This window comes from Sphingopyxis sp. MG (assembly GCF_002953155.1).
Taxonomy (GTDB): domain Bacteria; phylum Pseudomonadota; class Alphaproteobacteria; order Sphingomonadales; family Sphingomonadaceae; genus Sphingopyxis; species Sphingopyxis granuli.
In genome coordinates this window covers 2,979,120-3,001,507 of the sequence record NZ_CP026381.1, presented here as the reverse complement: position 1 = coordinate 3,001,507, position 22,388 = coordinate 2,979,120, and the positions used below count along the sequence as shown (strand labels likewise).

Annotated in this window: 24 protein-coding genes; 10 read left to right on the top strand and 14 right to left on the bottom strand. The window is 67.1% G+C overall.

The features are described 5' to 3' along the window. Positions 1 to 21: 21 nt before the first annotated feature. Positions 22 to 948 carry a LysR family transcriptional regulator gene (locus C3E99_RS13770; RefSeq protein WP_076076952.1) on the bottom strand — a complete coding sequence of 309 codons (927 nt, stop codon included), beginning with the start codon at positions 946 to 948 and terminating at the stop codon, positions 22 to 24. Between the two features lie 82 nt (positions 949 to 1,030). Here C3E99_RS13770 and C3E99_RS13765 point away from each other — a divergent pair, with 82 nt between their 5' ends. Further along, on the top strand, positions 1,031 to 1,369 hold the full coding sequence (locus C3E99_RS13765) for a hypothetical protein (RefSeq protein WP_067106095.1): 339 nt from the start codon (positions 1,031 to 1,033) through the stop codon (positions 1,367 to 1,369). 72 nt (positions 1,370 to 1,441) lie between these two features. Here the strand turns inward: C3E99_RS13765 and C3E99_RS13760 are convergent, their stop codons facing one another. Then, positions 1,442 to 2,314 (bottom strand): proline dehydrogenase family protein, encoded by an 873-nt coding sequence (locus C3E99_RS13760; protein WP_076076949.1) that lies wholly within the window; start codon positions 2,312 to 2,314, stop codon positions 1,442 to 1,444. Beyond that, the gene (locus C3E99_RS13755) at positions 2,311 to 3,435 is read right to left on the bottom strand and encodes a GNAT family N-acetyltransferase (RefSeq protein ID WP_234002482.1); all 1,125 of its coding nucleotides are present in this window, start codon (positions 3,433 to 3,435) and stop codon (positions 2,311 to 2,313) included. Before C3E99_RS13755 ends, C3E99_RS13760 begins: the two co-directional genes overlap by 4 nt. 149 nt (positions 3,436 to 3,584) lie before the next feature. On the opposite strand from C3E99_RS13755, the gene C3E99_RS13750 reads away from it, so the two are divergent. From C3E99_RS13750 to C3E99_RS13740, 3 genes are read left to right on the top strand one after another with little or no spacing between them, the layout of a single operon-like run. Then, positions 3,585 to 4,835: a DmpA family aminopeptidase gene (locus tag C3E99_RS13750; RefSeq protein WP_324787676.1), complete on the top strand. Its 1,251-nt coding sequence runs from the start codon at positions 3,585 to 3,587 to the stop codon at positions 4,833 to 4,835. A 5-nt stretch (positions 4,836 to 4,840) separates the two neighbouring features. Continuing rightward, a complete protein-coding gene (locus C3E99_RS13745) occupies positions 4,841 to 5,968 on the top strand; it encodes an NAD(P)/FAD-dependent oxidoreductase (protein ID WP_234002681.1) in 1,128 nt (375 codons plus the stop codon). Positions 5,969 to 6,015: 47 nt separating this feature from the next. Next, complete coding sequence (locus C3E99_RS13740) at positions 6,016 to 7,023, top strand: isoaspartyl peptidase/L-asparaginase family protein (protein ID WP_083675156.1); 1,008 nt, start codon at positions 6,016 to 6,018, stop codon at positions 7,021 to 7,023. A gap of 102 nt (positions 7,024 to 7,125) precedes the next feature. On the opposite strand, the gene C3E99_RS13735 is transcribed toward C3E99_RS13740, so the two are convergent. The 3 genes from C3E99_RS13735 to C3E99_RS13725 all read right to left on the bottom strand — a co-directional run bounded on the left by C3E99_RS13735 (position 7,126) and on the right by C3E99_RS13725 (position 8,267). Continuing rightward, on the bottom strand, positions 7,126 to 7,401 hold the full coding sequence (locus tag C3E99_RS13735; protein ID WP_067106103.1) for a hypothetical protein: 276 nt from the start codon (positions 7,399 to 7,401) through the stop codon (positions 7,126 to 7,128). Positions 7,402 to 7,581: 180 nt separating this feature from the next. Then, positions 7,582 to 7,881, bottom strand: a complete 300-nt coding sequence (gene sciP, locus C3E99_RS13730) for a CtrA inhibitor SciP (protein WP_067106105.1) — start codon at positions 7,879 to 7,881, stop codon at positions 7,582 to 7,584. A 2-nt stretch (positions 7,882 to 7,883) separates the two neighbouring features. Beyond that, complete coding sequence (locus C3E99_RS13725; protein WP_076076944.1) at positions 7,884 to 8,267, bottom strand: hypothetical protein; 384 nt, start codon at positions 8,265 to 8,267, stop codon at positions 7,884 to 7,886. A 144-nt stretch (positions 8,268 to 8,411) separates the two neighbouring features. On the opposite strand from C3E99_RS13725, the gene mnmA reads away from it, so the two are divergent. From mnmA to C3E99_RS13700, 5 genes are all read left to right on the top strand, one after another. Beyond that, a complete protein-coding gene (gene mnmA, locus C3E99_RS13720) occupies positions 8,412 to 9,545 on the top strand; it encodes a tRNA 2-thiouridine(34) synthase MnmA (protein WP_076078143.1) in 1,134 nt (377 codons plus the stop codon). A 92-nt stretch (positions 9,546 to 9,637) separates the two neighbouring features. After that, a complete protein-coding gene (locus C3E99_RS13715; RefSeq protein ID WP_104959961.1) occupies positions 9,638 to 10,057 on the top strand; it encodes a hypothetical protein in 420 nt (139 codons plus the stop codon). Positions 10,058 to 10,342: 285 nt separating this feature from the next. Beyond that, entirely contained in the window at positions 10,343 to 11,038 is a 696-nt protein-coding gene (locus C3E99_RS13710) for a DsbA family oxidoreductase (RefSeq protein ID WP_234002481.1), read from the top strand. 58 nt (positions 11,039 to 11,096) lie between these two features. Next, positions 11,097 to 11,408, top strand: a complete 312-nt coding sequence (locus C3E99_RS13705) for a hypothetical protein (protein ID WP_076078138.1) — start codon at positions 11,097 to 11,099, stop codon at positions 11,406 to 11,408. Between the two features lie 141 nt (positions 11,409 to 11,549). After that, a complete protein-coding gene (locus C3E99_RS13700; protein WP_067106114.1) occupies positions 11,550 to 11,783 on the top strand; it encodes a DUF2171 domain-containing protein in 234 nt (77 codons plus the stop codon). Positions 11,784 to 12,014: 231 nt separating this feature from the next. On the opposite strand, the gene C3E99_RS13695 is transcribed toward C3E99_RS13700, so the two are convergent. Both C3E99_RS13695 and C3E99_RS19990 read right to left on the bottom strand, forming a co-directional pair. After that, complete coding sequence (locus tag C3E99_RS13695) at positions 12,015 to 12,491, bottom strand: hypothetical protein (RefSeq protein ID WP_104959960.1); 477 nt, start codon at positions 12,489 to 12,491, stop codon at positions 12,015 to 12,017. A gap of 283 nt (positions 12,492 to 12,774) precedes the next feature. After that, positions 12,775 to 12,927 (bottom strand): hypothetical protein, encoded by a 153-nt coding sequence (locus C3E99_RS19990; RefSeq protein ID WP_199775017.1) that lies wholly within the window; start codon positions 12,925 to 12,927, stop codon positions 12,775 to 12,777. Positions 12,928 to 13,104: 177 nt separating this feature from the next. Between C3E99_RS19990 and C3E99_RS13690 the strand changes: the two genes are divergently transcribed. Then, entirely contained in the window at positions 13,105 to 13,581 is a 477-nt protein-coding gene (locus C3E99_RS13690; protein WP_234002480.1) for a hypothetical protein, read from the top strand. Positions 13,582 to 13,654: 73 nt separating this feature from the next. On the opposite strand, the gene C3E99_RS13685 is transcribed toward C3E99_RS13690, so the two are convergent. The 6 genes from C3E99_RS13685 to C3E99_RS13660 all read right to left on the bottom strand — a co-directional run bounded on the left by C3E99_RS13685 (position 13,655) and on the right by C3E99_RS13660 (position 22,377). Beyond that, entirely contained in the window at positions 13,655 to 13,885 is a 231-nt protein-coding gene (locus C3E99_RS13685) for a hypothetical protein (RefSeq protein WP_076076938.1), read from the bottom strand. 133 nt (positions 13,886 to 14,018) lie between these two features. Next, a complete protein-coding gene (locus tag C3E99_RS13680) occupies positions 14,019 to 15,080 on the bottom strand; it encodes a ribonucleotide-diphosphate reductase subunit beta (RefSeq protein ID WP_067106120.1) in 1,062 nt (353 codons plus the stop codon). 134 nt (positions 15,081 to 15,214) lie between these two features. After that, positions 15,215 to 15,529 (bottom strand): hypothetical protein, encoded by a 315-nt coding sequence (locus C3E99_RS13675; RefSeq protein ID WP_158682314.1) that lies wholly within the window; start codon positions 15,527 to 15,529, stop codon positions 15,215 to 15,217. Positions 15,530 to 15,631: 102 nt separating this feature from the next. Further along, entirely contained in the window at positions 15,632 to 17,575 is a 1,944-nt protein-coding gene (locus tag C3E99_RS13670) for a ribonucleoside-diphosphate reductase subunit alpha (RefSeq protein ID WP_076076933.1), read from the bottom strand. 689 nt (positions 17,576 to 18,264) lie between these two features. Then, the gene (locus tag C3E99_RS13665; protein WP_104959959.1) at positions 18,265 to 20,553 is read right to left on the bottom strand and encodes an EAL domain-containing protein; all 2,289 of its coding nucleotides are present in this window, start codon (positions 20,551 to 20,553) and stop codon (positions 18,265 to 18,267) included. Positions 20,554 to 20,634: 81 nt separating this feature from the next. Further along, the gene (locus C3E99_RS13660) at positions 20,635 to 22,377 is read right to left on the bottom strand and encodes an acyl-CoA dehydrogenase (protein ID WP_076076930.1); all 1,743 of its coding nucleotides are present in this window, start codon (positions 22,375 to 22,377) and stop codon (positions 20,635 to 20,637) included. Positions 22,378 to 22,388 lie beyond the last annotated feature (11 nt).

The window sequence follows — 22,388 nt, the reverse complement described above, 5'->3', positions numbered from 1 at the left end:
CGAGACGGCCCCGGTGCGGCATCAGCCGTTCACCTGGTCGGGAAGATATTCGCGCACATGGTCGATGAACGCGCGCAGCTTCGGCATCACCTGCTTGCGGCTGGGATAATAGAGGAACAGCCCCGATGTCGAACTCGCATGGTCGGTCAGCACCAGTTCCAGATCGCCGCTCGCAACCATCGTCTTTGCGACGGGTTCGGCCAGCATCCCCATCGCCACCCCCGCCCGCATCGCGACCATCGCCGCGATCCAGTCGTTGACGATCACCGGCCCCGTCACCGGCACCTCATATTCGCGATTTCCCCGTTCGAAGGTCCATGGCATCAGACCGCCCGTCGCATAGCGAAAGCGGATGCAGCGATGGTCGCGCAAATCCTCCGGCGTTTCGGGGCGCCCATGGCGGTCGAGATAGGCCGGCGCAGCCGCCGCGACGAAGCGGAAGGGACCGGTGAGGCGCACCGCGATCACGTCGGCGTCGAGCGTTTCGCCCATCCGGACGCCCGCATCGAAGCCGCCGGCGCTGAGGTCCGCCAGCCCATCGTCGGCGTAAATCTCCAGCTCGATGTCGGGATAGGCTTCGCAGAAGCCAGCGATGATCGGCTCGAACAGCGGCTGCACCGCGCCGCGCATCAGGTTGATGCGCAGCCGTCCCGCCGGCCGGTTGCCCAGATTGCGCGCCGCTTCGTAGGCGTCGGTCAGCCCCGCATAGGCCGGCGCGGCGCGTTCGAGGAACATTTCGCCCGCCTGAGTCAGACCGACGCTGCGCGTCGTGCGCATGAACAGCGGGGCACCGACCCGCGCTTCCAGCGCCTTCACCGTCTGGCTGATCGCCGAGGGCGAAACACCGAGGTCCGCGGCGGCGGCGGAGAAGCTTCGCCGTTCCGCCACGCGCAGAAAAGCCTCGATCCCGTCGAGCGCCCCCTGAGGGATTGTTAAATCCTGCTTCAAAGCACTTGCAGATTATAGAGGATTATCTATTGGCGCAAGCGCGGCTAGATAAGTTGCACAACGAAACGAAAGGATCTCTCCCATGACCAATCGGCTCTCCTCTTTCAACCGCTTTCCCTCCGCCTTCGCGATCGTCGCGGCTTCGGCGCTTGCCTTCACCGGCCTGATCGCCTCGACCGCGCCGGCGCACGCCCAGCCCCAGAGCGGCGACTATCGCTGCACCGCGCTCGCCGAGCAGGCGCGCGGCGCCGCCGACACCGTCCAGAGCGGCAAGCAGGCCAGCGCGAAGCGCTTCGTAGCCGCAGGCAACAAGCTGTGCGAAGCGGGCAACGAACGCGCCGCCGCCAAGCAGTATCGCACCGCGCTGAAGATCGCGGGCGTGGCCGAAGCGCAGGGCGACAGTCAGGTTGCTTCGCGCTGACATCATCCCAAGCCAGACACCATTCTCCGGTCCGCCCTCTCCCTCTCCCCGGCGGACACAACTGGGGCGGCCCTAATCGGGCTGCCCCATTTTGCTTGGAGTCGGATCGCGCAGCCCCAGCATGTCGCGCAGCATCCACAGTGGCAGCCACGGGCGCGCGAGCGCCTTGCCGATCGCATAGGGCCACCAGCCGGGGCCGAACGGGATATAAAGGCGCACGGGCACGCCGCGCTGCCGCGCAATGGCGACCGTTCGCGCCCGCGGAAGCCCGCGCAACTGTTCGAGTTCGACGGGCGTCCCGGCGGCGATCAGCCTGTCGAGCGCCTGCGCGGCGAGCGCCGGCTTGTGCGTTGCGATGGCGACCGGCGCAGTGCGGCCGGCGAGTTCCGACACCAGCGCCAGATAGGCCGCGTCGGTATCGGCGGGGTCCGCATCGGGATCGGGCCACTCGCCCTTGACGACCCGGATGCGCGCCGTCGTTTCGCGAAGGCGTACAGCATCGGCGGAGCTGCGCCGCCAGCGCGCGGGAAGCACGCAGCCGGTCCCCGGAAAGTCGGCGAGCAGCTGCTCGGTTGCCGCAATCGTCGCCTCGGCGTCGGCGGGGCCGTGGGCGTCGAGCATGAGCGGCATTCCCGCTGTCGCGCCCGCGTTGGCGAGCGCGCGCAGGCGCGCGGGACAGAAGCCGAGCGGCGGCGCCTTGATCGACAGATAGGCGCCGGTGCCGATAAGCCGTGCAGCGACGGCGCGGTAGGCGGCGACGATCGTATCCGGGTTGTCGCCGTCGTCCTGGAAATAGCCGACGGTCGCCGCGAACTCCCGCCGCCGCAGTCGCGCGCATAGCGCGGCGGCATCAGCGGGGTCGGGCGTCCGCAACCATCGCGCCGCGCGGCGCGGCAGCGCGTAACGCTGGTCGCGCAGCCAACGCCAGGCGGCCGACTCCTTCACCGCGCGGCTCTACCCAGTCGATGCCGCAGCCAGAACAGGCCGTCGGCAAGCAGCGCGACAAGGCCGGGCGGCGTGAAGGGATAGGTTCGCACGCGGACACAATCGCGTTGCTCCTGCGTCCAGAAGCGTGTGATCCACGCCTCTGTCTCGCCAAGCAGTTCATAGCTTTCGAGCCCCTGCTCGGCCGCCCAGCGCAGCGTGTGCAGCATCAGCAGGGTTCCGGGCGAGCATTTGCCGAAACGATCGTCGTGCCCGATCTTGAACAGCCAGTATCGCCCCGCCCAGAGCAGCGCCAGCTGCATCGCCACCGCCTCCCCGCCGATGCGCATGAATGACAGCCGAAAGGTGCCGCGCGCCGCGGCCGAACGGAAGAAGCGGCGAAAGAAGGTCTCGCGCCGCCGGTCGACCGCCAGCGCGCTGCCGGCCTCGCGCTTCCAGCTTCGCAGCTCGACACCGATCGCTTCGTCGAACAGCGCGTCGAAGTCTGCCGGGCCCGGGGCCAGCGTCTCGAACGTCACGGGGCCGATCGCTTCGGCGCGCCGCGCCGCGCGCCGAAAATCGGACCGGCGGCCGGCGTTGAACCGGCTTTCGGGATCGCGCCACGATTCGCCGAGCGGAATCATCGGGCATGGCATGGCGGGGCGGACCGATACCCAGCCGCGGCCCCGCATCGCCCGCCGCAACGCGGGTACGAGGGGCGAGTCCCGGGAAATGCGGTCGAGCGATAGCGGGTGATGTGCCGCACGGATCGCGGCGGCGATCGGATCGCCCGCCGTCGGGTCGGCACAGAGCAGGTCGCCGGGCTCGAACAATTCGATGGCGCCGGCCATCCGCCAGCGGGCGAGATAGCGCCGGTCCCGGCACAGCGGCAGCAGCGCGGTGATCGTGACGCCGTTGCGGACGCCGAGCAGTTTTTGATGTTGGCCGGACAGGAGCGGAGCGAGCGCTGCCGCGAAATCCCGCGTCTGCGTCGGCCAGCATCCGAGCGGTTCGAGCCGTTCCCATTCCGCCGCCAGCCGGACCGCGTCCATCTCGCGGGCGAGATCGATCGCGCGCGCCGGCCGGCGCCGCGCGGGGCGCGCATTTCCGCTTCCCATCCTGTCGAAACGCGCGTGCCGCAAGCGATGCCCCCCTTCCGCGCGGATACGACCGAAAAGCTAATAAATCTCTGCGATCCGCCGCGCGGAGGGATCTGCGGTCCGCAATCCCTTTTGCCAATGGGACCGCGGACGTATAGGCAGAATTTCCTGTCCCGCCGCGGAGCCGATCCTTGCGTCCATCTTCCGTTTCCCGCAGCCTTTCCGCTTTCGTCGGTCTTGGGCTGCTTTACGCAGCCTTCGGGGATCTGGGTCGATCGTGGGCGCATGATGCGGAAAAGCCGGCTCCCGCCGCCGCGGAGCGCGTTCGGGCGCGCGACATCGGCATCGCGCCCGGCCTGTTCGCGCCGGGGCCGCTCAATGCCATTACCGACGTAGGCGACATTCGCGTCGGACAGGTGACACGGATCGAAGGCGCCGACGTCCGCACGGGCGTGACCGCCATCCTGCCGCACGGCGGCAATCTGTTTCAGGACAAGGTGCCGGCGGGCGTCGTCGTCGCGAACGGCTTCGGAAAATTCGCGGGCACGACGCAGGTCGCCGAACTGGGGGAGGTCGAGACGCCGATCGTCCTCACCAACACGCTGAACGTCGCGCAGGCGATCGACGGCATCGTCGACTGGACGCTGCGCCAGCCGGGGAATGAATCGGTGCGGTCGGTCAACGCCGTGGCGGGCGAAACCAACGACGGCCATCTCAACGCTATCCGCAAGCGGGCGATCACCCGCGCCGACGTTGTCGCGGCGATCGAAGGCGCGCGGTCGGGGCCGGTCGCCGAAGGCAGCGTCGGCGCGGGCACCGGTACCATGGCGTTCGGCTGGAAGGGCGGGATCGGAACGAGCTCGCGGGTCCTGCCGCCGGCGCTGGGCGGCTATCGCGTCGGCGTCCTCGTCCAGACAAACTATGGCGGCACGCTGGTCATGGACGGCCTGCCGGTCGGCCGGGCGCTGGGGCGCTATTATCTGAAGGAGCATGGTGAGCGGACGGCGGCGGATGGCTCGATCATCCTGGTCGTCGCGACCGACGCGCCGCTCGGCGACCGCAACCTGACCCGTCTCGCGCACCGCGCGATCGCCGGGCTGGCGCGAACCGGATCGGCCTTTTCCAACGGCTCGGGCGATTATGCCATCGCCTTCTCGACCGCCGCCGAGGTGCGCCGCACGCCCGCGCGGCGCGCCGGGGTCGCGGCCTATCCCGAATTGTCCAACGATGCCGTCTCGCCGCTGTTCGTCGCCGCTGCCGAAGCCGCCGAAGAGGCGATCTACAATTCGCTGCTGATGGCGACGACGGTCGAGCGGCAGGCGACGGCGGAAGCGCCGGCGGCGCGCGGCGAGGCGCTCGACATTGCAGCGGTCAGGGCGCTGGTCGCGCGCCACCGCCCGCCGACGGACGACCGGCATGAAACGAAAAGGAGCAGCCGTTGAAGCGCGTGGAGATCGTGGTGATCGGGGGCGGGATCGCGGGCGTATCCGCCGCCGCGCTGTTCGCAAGGCATGCGCCGACCGTGCTGCTCGAGCGGGAAAGCGCGCTCGGCTATCATTCGTCGGGACGCAGCGCGACCTTCTATCATTTCGGGATCGGCGACGATGTGGTGCGCGGCCTGACCGCGGCCAGCCGCTTCTTCTTCGCCGATCCGCCGCCCGGCTATTCGGACGTGCCGCTGTGGCAGGAAAAGGCGGCGCTGTTCATCGCTACGCCGCAGCACATGGACGAGCTGGTCGCGCTCGAAACGGAGATGCGCCGCTTCACGGACAGCATCGCCCGGGTCGGCCCGGACGAGATGCAGGCGATCGTGCCGGTACTGAAGGTCGGAGGCGAGGGCGCGGTGGCGGGCGTCCTCGATACCGGCGGGCGAAAGCTTGACGCCGACCTGCTGCTCCAGGCCAATGCGCGCGCGCTGCGGGCGGCGGGGGGTGAGATCCGCTTCAACGCCGGCGTGACGGGGATCGCGCACGACGGCACCGAGTGGATCGTCGACACCGCCGAAGGAAGCTATGCCGCGAAGACGGTGGTCAACGCGGCGGGCGCCTGGGCCGACGAACTGGCGGTGCTCGCGGGGGTCCGGCCGCTCGGCCTGACGCCGCTGCGGCGCACGATCATCGGGTTCGACCCGCCTGAAGGCATCCCGATCGCGGACTGGCCGTTCCTCAAGACGGTTCAGGACGACGGCTTCTACATGCTGCCCGACGCCGGGCGCCTGCTCGTGTCGCCGATGGACGTCACGCCGTCGCCGCCGTGCGACGTTCAGCCTGAAGATTATGAGATGGCGCTCGCCGCCTGGCGCATCGAAGAGGCGACAACGCTGTCGGTGGGCCGGATCGCGCTCAAATGGGCCGGACTTCGCAGTTTCGTCGCCGACAAGGTGCCGACGGCGGGTTTCGCCCCCGACGCACCCGGCTTCTTCTGGCTGGCGGGGCAGGGCGGCTACGGTCTCCAGACGTCGCCGGCGATGGCGATGGCGGCGGAGGCGCTGCTGTTCGGCCTGCCGTGGCCGGGGCTGCTTTCGGAGCATGGCGTCGAGCCGCATCATATCCGTCCCGACCGGCTGTTCGCCTGACGGCGCGCCCGGTCCGAAGATCGTCCACCGCAACAGGGGAGTTCCGCATGCGTTTTCTGTTCCTTCTCGGCGCTCTTTCCCTGGTCGCCGCGCCGGCTGCCGGGACTCAGTCGCCATCGCAGGCCTCGGCCCCGCCGGGCTGGACCATCGTGATCCACGGCGGTGCCGGCACGATCGAACGCGATCGCCTGACGCCTGAGCAGGACAAGGAGATTCGCGCTGCGCTCGATCGGGCAATCGATGCGGGAAGTGCGGTGCTCGCGGCCAAGGGCAGTTCGCTCGATGCGGTCGAGGCGGCGATCAAGGTGCTCGAGGACGATCCGCATTTCAACGCGGGCCGCGGCGCGGTCTTCACCTGGGAGGGGCGCAACGAACTCGACGCCGCGATCATGGACGGCCGCACCCGGGCGGCGGGCGCGGTGACGGGCGTGACGCGGACGCGCCATCCGGTCAGCCTGGCGCGCGCGGTGATGGAAAAGAGCCCGCATGTCTTCCTGAGCGGTGCGGGAGCCGACGGCTTCGCGGTCGAGCAGGGCCTGCAGCAGGTCGATCCGGAATGGTTCGCGACGCCCGAGCGCCGCCGGCAGCTCGAACGGATGAAGGCGAAGCAGCTCGGTTCCTATGACGTCGATCGCAAATATGGCACCGTGGGCGCCGTCGCCGTCGACGTCGAGGGGCATGTCGCCGCGGCGACCTCCACCGGCGGCCTCACCGGCAAGCGCTGGGGCCGCATCGGCGACGCGCCGGTGATCGGCGCCGGCACCTACGCCGACGATCGCGCCTGCGCGGTGTCGGCGACCGGCGCGGGGGAATATTTCATCCGCGTCGGCGCGGCGCACGAAATCTGCGCGCGCATCCGGATGAAGGGTGAGACGCCCAGGCAGGCGGCCGATGCGGTCATGGTCGAACTGGAGGCGATGGGCGGCACCGGCGGCGTGATCGTCACCGGGCCCGGCGGCACCGCCGACTGGTCGTTCAACACGCCGGGCATGTATCGCGGCAAGGCGAGCAGCACCGGCGAGCGCAAGGTTGCGATCTACAAGGACGAAGACTGACCGGCTTCGACCGGGCGGTCTTCCCTGCGGTCACGCTCATGACAAGGGGCGCCGGAGGCCAAGCCTCCGGCGCCCTTGTTTGCCTTGGGCGAGCCGTTCGCCTTATTTCTTCTCGTCGACGGGCGGCACGGTCGCCGGGGGGGGCGCGACGGTTCCGTTGTCGATCGCGTCGGCCTTGGCTTCGCCGGCTGCTTCAACCGCGTCGGCCTTGTCCTCGGTGGCTTCCTTGGCGGGGCCTTCGGGCATGGCGTCGGCCTGGGCGTCGATGGCGTCCGCCTGGGCTTCGGCCTGATCCTCGACCTTGTCGGCCTGCGGGCTCTGGCAAGCGCCCAGCGCGAGGGCCGACGCGGCGGCGAGGGTGATCACAATCTTGCGCATATCGAGTTCTCTCCAAGTTTGACTCGGGGGCTTAACGCGGGATGAACGCATCGGTTGCAGGAAAATCGCCAAATATCGGAAGCAAGGCGATTCTTTCTTGATCCCGCCGCCGCTGGGGCGGGGTGCGGGGCAAAAAGAAGGCGCCCGAAGGCGCCCCCTTTCGTCCAGCGATGCCCGCGGTCAGAAGCGTTGCTGGCGCTCATAGAGGTCGCGGTAGTGCTGGATGCGCGTGACGCGCAGGCCGGCCATGCCGCTGCGGTCGATCGAGCGCTGCCAGCTGGCGAATTCCTCGAGGCTCAGGCTATAGCGCTCGCACGCTTCGTCGACCGTCAGCAGCCCGCCATTGACCGCGGCGACGACCTCTGCCTTGCGTCGGACGACCCAGCGCGTGGTGTTCGGCGGCGGCAGCGTGTCCAGCGTCAGCGGTTCCCCGAGGGGGCCGATGACCTGGGCCGGGCGGATTTTCTGATTCTCGATCATGCTCATTCCATAATGTCTGCAACGGGGGGGATCGGTTCAACCGACATTCGCGGGTCTAGAAAGGCGGGGCTCAACATCGGCTGAAACCCTCTGGTAAACGGACCGTTCACGGTTTCGGTCAAATCCTGCGTTTCGGGCGACAGGTCGAAGAAGCGCGCGGGCCGTGCCGCCGCGTCCTGCATGTCGCCGCGCCTGCCCCCCAACAGGTCGCGGACGGCGCCCACCCGCACCGCATGCGCTTCGCCGTGTGCGCGCTCGCGCATCATCCGCACCGTCGGCAACGCCGCCTGCCGCGCGCTCGACACCGCCAGCAATATGTCGAAGCCGGGCTTCGACAGGCGGGCCGCACCGGCGAAGGGCGGAAGATCGGACGGCACAAGGTTCATGCCACCCGTCTAGCGGCAACCGCCTAAGGCCGCGTAAATGCTCATTTCAGAGCTTGTTAGCGAAGCTTAATCTCCGTCAATATTTTGACAGACGTCCCGGAAATACTGGCATCTCGCCGCTATCGTCCCTAGATGGCGGCCATCATGGCAGCGCTGCTTACCCCCGACCGACTCGGCGATTTCCAGCTCGCCGAACCGCTGAAGGCCCGGCGAATCGTCGTCGCCATGTCGGGCGGCGTCGATTCGAGCGTGGTCGCGGCGCTCGCCGCGCGCTCGGGCGCCGAGGTAATCGGGGTGACGCTCCAGCTTTACGAGCATGGCGCGAAGGCGAAGCGCGTCGGTGCCTGCTGCGCGGGCCAGGACATCCGCGACGCGCGCGCCGTCGCCGACCGGCTGGGTTTCGCGCATCATGTCCACGACCATGAAAGCCGCTTTCGCGACACCGTGATCGACCAGTTCGCCGACGAATATCTCGCCGGGCGCACCCCGATTCCCTGCGTGCGCTGCAACATGGGGGTCAAGTTCACCGATCTGTTCCAGCTCGCGCGCGATCTGGGCGCCGATTGTCTGGCGACCGGCCATTATGTGCGGCGCGTGATGGGGGCCGCCGGCGCGGAATTGCACCGCGCGCTCGATCCAGCGCGCGACCAGAGCTATTTCCTCTTCGCGACGACGCAGGAGCAGCTCAATTTCCTGCGCTTCCCGCTCGGCGGGCTGGAAAAGAGCACGGTGCGCGAGATCGCGCGCGAGCTCGGCCTCGGCGTTGCGGCCAAGCCCGACAGCCAGGACATCTGTTTCGTCCCCGACGGCGACTATGCGGGGCTCGTGCGCAAGCTGCGGCCCGAAGCCGACGACCGGGGAGAGATCGTCCATGTCGACGGCACCCTGCTCGGCGCGCACAAGGGCCTGATCCACTACACGGTCGGCCAGCGCCGCGGGATCGACATCGGCGGGCAGGCCGAGCCGCTCTATGTCGTGCGGCTGGAGGCAGAAACGAAGCGCGTCGTCGTCGGCCCGCGGCGGGCGCTCGCGGTATCGGGCGCGCGGCTCGGCGAGGCGAACTGGCTCGCCGATGTCGAAGGGCGCGATGTGCTGGCAAAGGTCCGCAGCATGGCGAAGCCGGTGCCGGCGCGCATGGTGGGCGACCGGCTGTTGTTCGCGGCGCCCGAATATGGCGTCGCGCCGGGGCAGGCGGCGGTGCTCTATGACGCCGGCGATGCGAGCCGGGTGCTCGGCGGCGGGTGGATCGAGGAAAGCTTCGCGGCCGACGCCGCCTGATCCGAAGCGCGGCGCGCCGTCGCGGCGCGCAAGGATGGGATTGCACTTTTCCCGGCGATGCCGCAGCCTGCGGTCAACAAGGGAGAAGAGCGATGATCAACTGGGTATTGCGCGGTGCCGTCCTGCTCTGGGCGCTGCTGTTCGCCATATTGGGCGTGCGGGGCGTGCTCGATCCCGCCACCTATGTCGAACAGTTCGGCATCGGCATCGATGGCGCCGCCGCGAACACGGTGCGCGCCGACATGTCGGCCTTTTTCCTGGTCGCGGCCGGCGGGGCGGCGGTCGGGGCGCTCGTGCCAGGCTGGCTTCGCGCGCTGCTGGTCCCCGCGGCGCTCTATGGCACCGCGCTTCTCGGCCGCCTGATCGGCGCCGCGAGCGGCGATGTGGTCAATGGCGGTATCGTCCAGGCGATGATCATCGAAGCGCTGTCCACCGCTCTGATGATCGGGGCCTGGTGGACCCTGTCGCGCTCAGCCCTGGCGGCGGACGGCGCCATGCCGGAGGGCGGCTGATCCGGGCCTTCGATATTCCGCCGATTGTCTTTTCGGCGATAATGTGAATAATGTTTCGCGGGTCGCAGCAGCTTTTCCCTTTTCGCGTGGGAAAGGAAGACCATGTCGCGAGATCAGGACAAGAGGGACCGGGCGGATCGGCGCTCGGGTGACCGGAGGGTAGCGGACGACCCGAATTACAAAGGGCCGGAGCGACGCAGCGGTGACGATCGCCGTTCGGGCAAGGATCGCCGTTCACCTTCCTGAATCCGGTCAACACGCACGGCGGTGCGCAGGAGGACAATCGTGACCGACACGGCAATCCCGCGCCTCGACGTCGACATCGTGTCCGACGTGATGTGCCCCTGGTGCATCATCGGCTGGCTCCGTTTCGAGCAGGCGATGGCGCATTTCGCGGGGCGGCTGGCCTTTCGCGTCCGCTGGCACCCGTTCGAGCTCAACCCCGACATGCCGCCCGAGGGCGAGGACGCGGCGAGCCACGTGATGCGCAAATATGGCATCAGCGCCGAACAAAGCCGCGCGAACAGCGAAAGGCTCGCCACCGCGGCCGCCGAACTGCGCTTCGTCTTCAATCGCGGGCCCGCGTTCCGCATGCGCAACAGCTTCGACGCCCACCGGCTGCTCGCCTGGGCGGCTGGATGCGAAGCGGCCGAACCGGCGGGGACGGCGACCGGGGTCCAGACCGCGCTGAAGCTCGCGCTCTTCCGCGCCCATTTCACCGACAATCGCGACGTCGGCGACCCGCAGGTGCTGGCCGATGTCGCGGCATCGGCGGGCCTCGATCCCGCGCGCGCCGCCACGATCCTCGCGGGCGATGCCTATGCCGAGGAGGTCCGCGCCGAAGAGGCGTATTGGGCCGATAACAATATCACCGGCGTGCCGGCCTTCATCCTCGGCGGCCGTATGCTGATTCCCGGCGCGCAGGATCCCGAGGTTTTCGTCCGTATCATCGAGAACAAGCTGTTGACGGCCGCCGCCTGACGGAACGGCCGCGGCGTTTCGGGCGTTTCCCGGTCATCCCCCAGCGATGGAGCCGGTCATGGTCGACGAACCCCGCAACGACGAGAATGAAGCGCCCGAGGCGCGGAACCGCGAACAGCAGGACGAGGAAGCGCAGGCCCAGACTGTCGCCGAGGCCGCGCGGCGCGCCCGTCCGCTCGAAGACAGCCGGAAGACGAAGGCGCGCGACGAACGCGACGATGCCGAGGATCTGATCGATCATATGCGCCAGATGGAGCGATCGGGCCGGATCGACATGGATGCCTATCGCGGCGAGCGCAGCGACGATGACGAAGAGGCCGAACTGGGGCCGGGCGGTATCGAAGACGACGAACCGCGCGGCGCGCCCTGACAGACCCCATCCTATCGCGAGGCGCTGCGCGACCGCAGCTTTCGGGCGGTTCGTCGGAGCGGGCGGAGCCGAAGCGGGCCTTGCGCGTATCACCTCCATCGTCGCCGCGGAATGGACGGCGGCGCGGCAAGGAGACAGACCATGGCCGATCACGACCATAGCGCGATCAAGGAACATATGCATGTCATCGGCGCCGACGGCGTCCATATCGGTACCGTCGATCATCTCGACGGCGAGCGGATCAAGCTGACCCGCGCCGACAGCGGCGACGGCCGGCATCATTATCTGCCGGCTGGTCTTGTCGCTTCGGTCGATGGCGACACGGTTCGCCTGTCGGCGAACGCCGCGAACGCGGTCGATCTGTTCGAGGAATGATCGGATAACCAGAGGGCCGGGGGTGCAATCCGGCACCCCGGCACCGAAACTGGCCCGTCCCGACGCCCCGGGGCGGGCCATTTCCTTTTGGCGAAAGCCGAGATTAGCTCATTCCGCTCGGGCGATTGATCGATTGCACATCGAAAAACGGAGCCGACACGCAGACCGGCTCCGTTCGATACGCGCCCGGTCGCCACGCGGATCGCAGCGGCTGGGGCTTTTTTACTGACTTCAGCGCGTCGTTGCGTCGGCGTTCGTCTCGCCCTCGGCGCTGCCGCGCGCCTCGAGGCCGGCCTTCGGCAGCTTGGTCACCAGCGTGCCCGCCGCGCCGTCAGCCTGCCGGTAGAGCGAGGAAAGCGGCACGTTGTAAAGCTTGCCGCCATCGACCACCACCGCATTGTCGCCATCGATGCTTTGCACCGTGCCGATGCTCTTGCCCTTGGTATCGGTGATCTGAACGCCGGCGCGCACCTCTTCACGCGTCGCGAGGGTCAGCTTGGTCGCATCGGCAGTTCTGTTCACCGTGCCGTCGACGCGGTCGACCGTATCGCCGACCGGCTGCGTTACCCGGTCGACCGTGTTGCCGACCGTCGCGCCCGGATCGACCTGCGCGCCGAGCGTGCCGCCAACATCGAGCTGGGCGAACGCGGGGACCGCAAGCAGCGCGGTGCCCGCGGCGAATATCATCATCGTCTTGCGCATCATCATTCTCCATCGGATAGGGGAGTCCGCGAAGGGACGGATGCGGGTAAAACGAAGGATCGGCGGCGCTGTTGCATGGCGCCAAGTCGCGCCGACTGCCTGATCAGACGCGGCTATTGGAAATTACCTATTTCTTACACACGCTTATGCTGAATCTGGAAGGATGGCGAAAAGCGTCGAGACGCCGCGAGGTTGCGACGAACGCGGCCGGTGGCAGCGGAATGATCGTCGCAGACCATCGGCTTTCCGATTCGCTCTTGCAGCGGGCTTCCGACTTCGGCGCGAGGCGTCAGTGTTGGGACGCGGGCCGCGGCGCGATCAGCCGGTTCAACGTGGCGATGCGCCGGCGCGCCGCGGTCCAGTCGCGCTCGGGATGCGCCTGAATCTGATAGAGGAGCGCGCGGACCTCCTTGCGGCGATCGCCTTCGGTCACGACCTGCATGGCATTTCTCCTTTTCCGGACCAGCGTAGCATGCGCGCGCCGAGTCGGGCAAAGCGGTCGCCCGCAACCCGTCGTGGAGGGAGAGCGGAGTAGCGTGGCGCCGCGACGGTTGCGCGCGGGCTGGCGCGGTGCGGCGGCGATGCTATGGACCGGGCGATGACGCACCGGGGTTCCAGGATGATCGTGATCGGCCGATTGAGGGCGAAGCCGCTGCTGGCGGGGCAATTGCTGTGCGCGCTGGCGGCGGCTGGCCTGATCGCGCGGCAGGCACGTGGCGCGAACGTGACGGAGATCGCGTTGAACCTGCTGTTCGGCAATCTGGTGGTGACCGCGGCCCTTGCGGCGGCGATCTTCGGCTTCGTCGGCTTCTTCCGCGCGTGGCGCCGCCGCGATGCCTGGATCGTCCATGACGGCGCGCAGCTCTATCGCGGCACCGACGCCGCGTGGCCGCTCGCGCTGATTCGCGACGTGGTGATCGAACGCAACGATCTCGGCATCGCGTCGCTGCGGCTGGTCGTCGACGATGACAGCGAAGTGACGCGCGAACTGGTCAAGCTCTACCTGCTCGAAGACTCGCCGGAAGCGGTGCGCGGCGGCGTGATGTTCGCGGTGGGCCGCATGCGAAGCCCCGGCGGTTCGGTGTCGGTGCATTGATGCCGCGGCATTCGGGGGCGATTCCCCGTTGCAGGATCGTCCGGGGGAACCCGGAGCGACCGGAATAGCCGCCTTAAACCGAAAATCCGCCCTTGTTCCGCCGGTTGGAGTTTGCCGCCAGCACCTTCTTGCCCGTCGGGGTCAGCGCCCATCTGGCGCCCTGCTGCGCGACGAGGCCCAGCGCGACGAGCTCGTCGCGGATGGGATCGACGGCGAGTTGGGGGCGGCGGTTGGAGAGACCCTCGAGCGTCGCGCGCTGGGGCTGGCTGAGGATCAGGAGTTTGAGTTTCTTCTTTTCGGTCATTCTGTCGTCTCTGACTTCTCGTTCCTAAGCGTCCGGGGCGGACATCGGATGCCCGCCCCGCTACTGTGATCGATGGGACGGAGCCCATAAGTCTCGCCGTCCCTCCCCGCAAGCAGGAGGGGGTGAGGACGGGTTATTCCGCCGCGATGCCCGCCTTGGCGAACATGTCCTCGCCGTCGCCTTCGGCTTCGTCGACCGGCGCGTCGTCGTTCGCCTTCGCCTTCTTGCGGTTGTCGAAGCTGTCCCACACGCTGTTCCAGTCGCCGCGCGTCGCCGCCTTCGAATATTCGGTGGCGCGGGTTTCGAAGAAGTTGGCGTGCTCGACGCCGTTGAGCAGCGGCGCGAGCCAGGGGAGGGGATGCTCCTCGATCATGTAGATCGGCTGGAAGCCGAGCTGCCCGAGGCGCCAGTCGGCGATGTAGCGGATATAGCGCTTGATCTCCTTGGGCGTCATGCCGGGGACCGGTCCCTGCTCGAACGCCAGGTCGATAAACGCATCCTCAAGCCGCACCGTCTTCTGGCAGCAGTCGATGATGTCCTCCTTCACCGCCTTGGTCAGGCAGTCGCGTTCCTTGGCGAAGGCGTGGAACAGGCGCGTGATGCCTTCGCAATGCAGGCTCTCGTCGCGGATCGACCAGCTGATGATCTGACCCATTCCCTTCATCTTGTTGAAGCGCGGGAAGTTCATCAGCATCGCGAAGCTGGCGAAGAGTTGAAGCCCCTCGGTGAAGCCGCCGAACATCGCAAGCGTACGCGCGATATCCTCGTCATTGTCGACGCCGAAGGTGCCCATATAGTCGTGCTTGGCGCGCATCTCCTCATATTCGAGGAACATGCCATATTCGCTTTCGGGCATGCCGACCGTGTCGAGCAGATGCGAATAGGCCGCGATATGGACGGTTTCCATGTTGCTGAACGCGGTCAGCATCATCTTGATCTCGGTCGGCTTGAACACGCGGCCGTATTTTTCGTGGTAGCAGTCCTGCACCTCGATGTCGGCCTGGGTGAAGAAGCGGAAGATCTGCGTCAGCAGATTGCGTTCGTGATCGCTGATCTTCTGCGCCCAGTCGCGGCAATCCTCGCCCAGCGGCACTTCCTCCGGCACCCAGTGAATCTGCTGCTGGCGCTTCCAGAAATCATAGGCCCAAGGATATTCGAAGGGCTTGTAGGTCTTGCGGGCTTCGAGAAGAGGCATGGTTCGTTTCTTTCGTCAGGCAATGACAGCGGCAGGGCGGACAAGGGCAGATGCCGGACGGCCCGGCGGGCGTCCGGCGTGATAGAAGGGGGTGCGCGGGCCTGGTGCCCGTGCCCCCGGTGCTCGTGCCGGCGTCAGCCGGCGGGCGGGATATAGGGCGCGCTGAGCGTCGCGCGGCCGTCGATCGCGTCGAGCTCCTGACGCTCCCCGCTCAGGAACAGCATCAGGAAGGCGCCGAATCCGCCGAGAACGAACAGGATGATCGCGATCCACACCGCGCGCGCCGATGCCGTCACGCCGCGCGGCGCCGGGCCGGGCTCCAGATCGTTGGTCCGCCTGGCGAACAGCCGCGCCACGCCGCGTGCGTTGATGATGAGCCAGATCATCGCGACGAAGCTGACCAGCGTGAACAGCGCGGTCAGGATCGGGTAGTGGATGATGTCGCTCATCGCCATGCTCCGCTTCGGCCCGCCTCGCGTCGGAATAACGCGCGAGGGCTGCGGAGGATGCGTGGCGGCGCTCGCCGTGGGACAGTGATGCGCGTGCGCGCATCACTGGCACGCCAGGCATTCGTCGTAATCGGTGCTTTCGGCCGTGAGTTCGTATTTGGGCGCTTCGGCCGTGTTATCGGCCTCGACACCGCCCGCGAAGCCCGCGCGCTGCACCGACTTGGACCGCAGATAATAGAGCGACTTGATACCGAGTTCCCACGCGCGATAGTGGAGCATCAGCAGGTCCCACTTCTCGACGTCCGCCGGGATGAACAGGTTCAGCGACGCCGCCTGGTCGATATAGGGCGTGCGGTCGGCGGCGAGTTCGAGCAGCCAGCGCTGGTCGATCTCGAAGCTCGTCTTGAACGCGTCCTTCTCGTCCTGCGTCAGGAAGTCGAGGTGCTGGACGCTGCCGCCCTTTTCGAGGATCGAATTCCACACCGCATCGCTGTTCTTCGCCTTGTCGACGAGCAGCGATTCGAGGTGCGGGTTCTTGACCACGAAGCTGCCTGACAGCGTCTTGTGGGTGTAGATGTTCGCCGGGATCGGCTCGATGCATGCGCTGGTGCCGCCGCAGATGATGCTGATCGACGCGGTCGGCGCGATCGCCATCTTGCAGCTGAAACGCTCCATCACGCCCTGGTCCGCCGCGTCGGGGCAGGGGCCGCGTTCCTTGGCGAGCAGCATCGACGCCTGGTCGACCTGCGCGCGGATATGCTTGAAGATGCGCAGATTCCACGATTTCGCCATCGCGCCCTCAAAGGGCAGACCGCGCGCCTGGAGGAAGCTGTGGAAGCCCATGACGCCGAGGCCGACCGAGCGTTCGCGGCTCGCGCTGTATTTGGCGCGCGCCATTTCGTCGGGCGCGCGATCGATATAGTCGCTGAGGACATTGTCGAGGAAGCGCATCACGTCCTCGATGAACGGCTTGTCGCCGCTCCACTCGTCCCAGGTTTCGAGGTTGAGCGACGAGAGGCAGCAGACCGCGGTGCGGTCGTTGCCCAGATGGTCGCGGCCCGTCGGCAGCGTGATTTCCGAGCAGAGGTTCGAGGTCGAGACCTTCAGCCCCAGATCGCGGTGATGCTTGGGCATCATGCGGTTCACCTGGTCGATGAAGATGATGTAGGGCTCGCCGGTCGCGAGCCGCGTCTCGACCAGCTTCTGGAACAGCCCGCGCGCGTCGACGGTGCCGCGGACGCTCTGGTCCTTGGGGCTGCGCAGGTTGAACTCGGCGCCGTCGCGCACCGCTTCCATGAACTCGTCGGTCAGCAGGACGCCGTGGTGGAGGTTGAGCGCCTTGCGGTTGAAGTCGCCCGACGGCTTGCGCACCTCGAGGAACTCCTCGATCTCGGGATGCGAGATGTCGAGGTAGCAGGCGGCCGAACCGCGGCGCAGGCTGCCCTGGCTGATCGCAAGGGTCAGCGAGTCCATCACGCGCACGAAGGGGATGATGCCGCTGGTCTTGCCGTTGAGGCCGACGGGTTCGCCGATGCCGCGGACATTGCCCCAATAGGTGCCGATGCCGCCGCCGCGGCTGGCCAGCCAGACATTCTCGTTCCAGGTACCGACGATCCCCTCGAGGCTGTCGTCGACCGAGTTCAGATAGCAGGAGATGGGCAGGCCGCGGCCGGTGCCGCCGTTCGAGAGCACCGGGGTCGCAGGCATGAACCAGAGGCGCGAGATATAGTCGTAGAGGCGCTGGGCATGGTCGGCATCGTCGGCATAGGCGCACGCGACTCGCGCGAACAGGTCCTGATAGGATTCGCCGGGCAGCAGATAGCGGTCCTGCAGCGTTTCCTTGCCGAAATCGGTGAGCAGCGCGTCGCGGCTGGAATCGGTCGCGACCTCGAATCGGCGCGCGTGCACTTTCGGTTCGCCCGAATCGCCCTGCCCGGCGACCGGCGAATCATTCTTCGATTCGGCCGCACCCGGTGCATCGTTCCTCGTCAGTTCCACCGTCGCCACGTCGTTCATCTCCACCCGTTCGGTCTCGCGAAAATCCATCCTGCTTCACCCCGTTTGCATGGCGCGCGACGGCGCCTTCGTTCTTGTCTTGTTCGACTCGGGGCGAAGCCCCAGCCTAGCATCTTTCGGCGCGTCGGGTGGGACATATTTGGCGCACCACGTCCTTTTCCCGCCCCTCTGCACGAAGAGCGACGGAAATCCGCCATTTGCAGCCAGATACAATTTCTTGGGGCCCCCCGACGGATCACCCACCACCTATAGTGCCACTTCGGCGCAGGGATGCAAGAGAGTAAATGCCCGATTACCGACTCGATTCGTCGCTGATTTGATTCGGTTCATCGCTCGCGCACGCTCCGCGACGCGCGCCGGTCACGCTATTCCGCGGCGTTCGACGCTTTCAGGTGCGTGGCCGTCAACGGCCGTGTCATGGCAGGGAGCGGGATGGGGGCAGTGGGGCCCGGGCGCGGACGGAAATGGCTCCATCCCGAATCGCCATTCGCCCAAAAAGAAAAGGCCCCGGCGATGCCGAGGCCCTTCCTGCAGTTTTTCAAGGCTTAGGCGGACGCGCCGCCGATGGCGCTACCGGAGCCACCAAGCCAACCCCAAAACCAACCCATGATCAATCTCCTGTCGGCACTGCCCCACGAAAAGAACAGTTAACCGCGCGTATACCTTAATTTTTAAGGTAAATCGAGTCTTAACCAATGGGATTGCCGCCAGATTGGCAGCTATGCGATGCGGCTGTGGGAGTTGGGGAAGATCGACGCGATCAGATCGGAAAACAACTGCGGTTTTCCAAGATGATAGCCCTGTCCGACGTCGCAGCCGAGTTGATGGAGCAACGCCATCGTCGGGGCGTCCTCGATCCCTTCGGCGACCGCGACGGCGCCCAGGCGATGCGCCAGATCGATGGTCGATTTGACGATTTCGAAGTTGCGCTGCGAATCGCGCATCGTCATCACGAATCGCTTGTCGATCTTGATCTCGTCGGCTTCGATCTCGGTCAGATATTCGAGGTTGGACTGGCCGGTGCCATAATCGTCGATCGACAGGCGGATGCCGGCACGACGAAGCTGCGCCAGCGTCTGGCGCGCCTGCCGGCTGTTCTCGATCTGCGCGGTTTCGGTAATCTCGATCGTCAGCAGTTCGGGCGGCAGATGATGCGCCGTGAGCATCACGCGGATCGTGCCGACGAGGTCGTCATGGTCGAGCAACGCCGCCGACAGGTTCACCGACATGTTGGCGTGGAGGCCGCGAGCATGCAGCTGGGCCGCCGACCGGATCGCCTGGTCCATGACGAACAGCGTCAGGCGATAGATGTCCTGGCTCTTCTCGGCCTGGACGATGAACTCGTCGGGCGGGATGGGGCCGCGCGTCGGATGCGTCCAGCGCACCAGCGCCTCCACCCCGACCAGCTGGCCGGTCGCGATGCCATATTGCGGCTGAAAGGCGACCCAGATGTCGCCGCCGGTCAGTGCGTCCTCGAGCTGCGAATGGAAACTCAATTGCCAGCCGGCGTCCTCCTGCTGGCGCGGCATATGTTTGGTCCACAGCGTGCGGGTGCGGACCGCGTGATCGGCGGCAACCAGCGCCGCGGCCAGCCGCTGCGCATTCGATCCCTCGAACTCGTCGTTGACGCCGAAGGCGATCGCGACGTCGATGCGCGCGCCGCCGATCGTCAGCGGGGCGTTGAACAGCGCGGCGAGGCCCGCGAGTTGCGCCTCGATCTGGCTGTGCTGATAAAATGGGACGAGCCAGGCGAAGTTGCCGTCGGGGTCGTGGTGCAGCGCCGTCGACTGCGACGCGAGCTGCAGGCGTCGGGCGACCTGCTCGACGAGCTGCTGGCTGCCTTCGCCGGGCAGAAAGGCGACGAGATCGCCGAAATTGACAAGCTTTGCCGCAACCACGGTGTGGCTTCCGAACGGCGCCTGCGACCGCAACGCCTCGAAATTGGGTAGCCCCGATACGGGATTTTCGTGGAGCGCCGATTCGCGGCGGCGGCGGCGCGAAACATTGGCACCGAACACCCCGATCAGGACCAGTGCGGCGCCGATCGAACAGGTGACGAGCATCGTCGTCAGCCAGACCTTGACGACGATCAGCGCCGCGATCGTGCCCAATGCGGTCGCATTGAACCATCGGCCACGGCGGAAGGCGACGGCGCCCAACGTCGTGAGGAGGGCGAGCGCGAACGCCGGCATCCAGCCTATGTCGGCCGGATTGCCGCGCTTCAGCGTCTCCGCGCCGATGACATGGATGAAGGCGCCCGGCACGCGATTATGTCCCGGCAGAAAATGCGCGTCCTGAAAGGAGGGGGCGGTGGGTGCGAAGACGACATCCTTGCCCGCCAACTCGCGCCGGCCGACCTTTCCCGAGAGCAGGTCGATGGCCTCATAGACGGGAATGGAGCTGGTTCGATAGGAATAGTCGAGCGCGAAACTGCCGATCGGAAGCGACCGCTGCGCCAACAACGCGGAAAAGCTCGGAACGGTTTTCCCGCCGATCGAGACGGCCGTCGCGAGACGCCAGACCTGCCAAAAATCATATTCCAGCCCTATGCTGGCCTGACCGGCGGCAGAGCCGAACGCGGGACTGGGAAGGAACGTCGGCTGGAAATCGCCGGGCCTGTTCGAGCCGGCAACCAGCCCCAGGACGACCCGGTCGCCCATGCGGCGAATGGCCCCGGTCAGTCGGGGAAAGTCGCTGTCCGCCTCGCGTCGGTTGTAGTAGAAATCGATGAACAGCCGCCGCGCGCCGGCGGCATTGACCGCGTCGACGACCTGTGCGTGCTGTGTCAGCGAAAAGCTGGATTTGGGCGAATTGTCGAGCGTTCGCTCGTCGATTGCGACGACCACGATATCGCCCGACACCGGTCGCCAGGCAAACCGGCCGATGGCCGCTTCGACCAGCCGGTCGAGCGGCACCGCGGCCGCCGACAGGCCGACGAGCACGCTCAACAGCAGCGACAGGCCGATGGACCGCCAACTGATGATCAGGCTTCTGACCGGATTGGGCACGCACGTCTCCAGCGATTGCCCGCCGTGCTTAGGACGCGATGGTTATCATCGCGTTAATCATGCGCCCGACCCCGGCGGAAATCAGCCGATCCGCGGTAGCGTGGGAAGCGCGGCGTCGCCTGCGAGCGCGGCGGCGGCCAGACCCGTCGCGGCGGGCACGATCTGCTGAAGATAGAAACGCGTCGAGGCGATCTTGGATCCCAGGAAGGCGGCATCGCCGTCGTTCGCTTCGAGCGCCGCTTTCGCCGCCCGATGCTCGATCGCCATCAGCCAGCCGCAGGTCGCCGTCGCGAGCATTGTCAGATAGGGATAGCTGCCCGCAAGCCGGTCGGGCATGCTCGCCTGTTCGAGCCAGTCGGTGACCGCGCCGCACGCCTCGGCAAGCTGCGTCAGTTCGGGGAAATCGGCGCCGCCGTGCGCGATGTCGGCGATCAGCGAGCGCACCCCCTCGCCGCCGGCAAGGCCGAGCTTGCGTCCGACGAGGTCGGCGGCCTGGATGCCGTTGGTGCCTTCATAGATCGGCGCGATGCGCGCATCGCGGTAATGTTGCGCGGCGCCGGTCTCCTCGATGAAACCCATGCCGCCGTGGACCTGCACGCCGAGGCTCGCGACCTCGCAGCCGATGTCGGTCGCATGCGCCTTCGCCAGCGGGATCAGGACGTCGGCGCGCAGCGCCGCGGCGGCGTCGCCCAGCTTGCCGAAATCGGTCTGCGCCGACGCATAATAGATGAGCGCGCGCGCGGCCTCGGTCTGCGCGCGCATCCGCCACAGCATGCGCTTGACGTCGGGATGATGCTCGATCGTCACCGGGGTCCGGTCGGGCGAACCCGCGAGCGCCGACTGGACGCGCTCGGCGGCATAACGCTGTGCCTGCTGCAGCGCGCGTTCGGCGATCTGGACGCCCTGACAGCCGACCATCAGGCGGGCGTTGTTCATCATCACGAACATCGCGCGCATGCCGCCCATCTCTTCGCCGACGATCTCGCCGAGGCAATCCTCCTCCTCGCCATAGATCATCACTGCGGTCGGCGAGCCGTGGATGCCGAGCTTGTGTTCGATCGATGCGCAGCGCACGCCGTTCGAAATCGTCGGCCGCCCTTCGGCATCGAGCCGGTATTTGGGGACGAGGAACAGCGAGATGCCGCGCGTCCCCTCGGGCGCGCCCGGCGTGCGCGCGAGGACGAGGTGGACGATATTGTCGGTGAGATCGTGCTCGCCGAAGGTGATGAAAATCTTCTGCCCCCGGATCCGGTAGAGGCCGGCATGTTCGCCCTCGGCCACCTTCTCGGCGGTCGAGCGCAGCGCGCCGACGTCGCTGCCCGCGCTCGGCTCGGTCAGGTTCATCGTGCCGTTCCACTCGCCGGTGACGAGCTTCGGGAGCCAGGTCTGGCGCTGTTCCTCGGTGCCATAGGCCATCAGCGCGTGGATCGCGCCGGGCGTCAGGATGTTGCACAGGGTGAAGCCCATGTCGGCGCTGCCCAGCGCCTCGATCACCACGGTCGCGAGGGTGAAGGGCAGGTCCTGCCCGCCATAGGCGGCGGGACCGTCGAGGCTGCCCCAGCCCGCCTCGACGAACTGCCGATAGGCTTCCTTGAAGCCCGGCGGCATGGTGACCTTGCCGTCTTCCCAGCGGGGATTGTTCACGTCGCCGACGCGGTTGAGCGGCGCGTAGACCTCTGCCGCAAAGTCGCCGATGCCGGTGACGATCGCCTCGACCATGTCGGGGGTCGCGGCGGCGAAGCGCTCGTGCTGCGCCATCGCGTCGATGCGGGCGATATGGTCGAGGACGAATAGCTGTTCGGTGGTCGGCGCGGTATAGGTCATGAAGCGTCCCG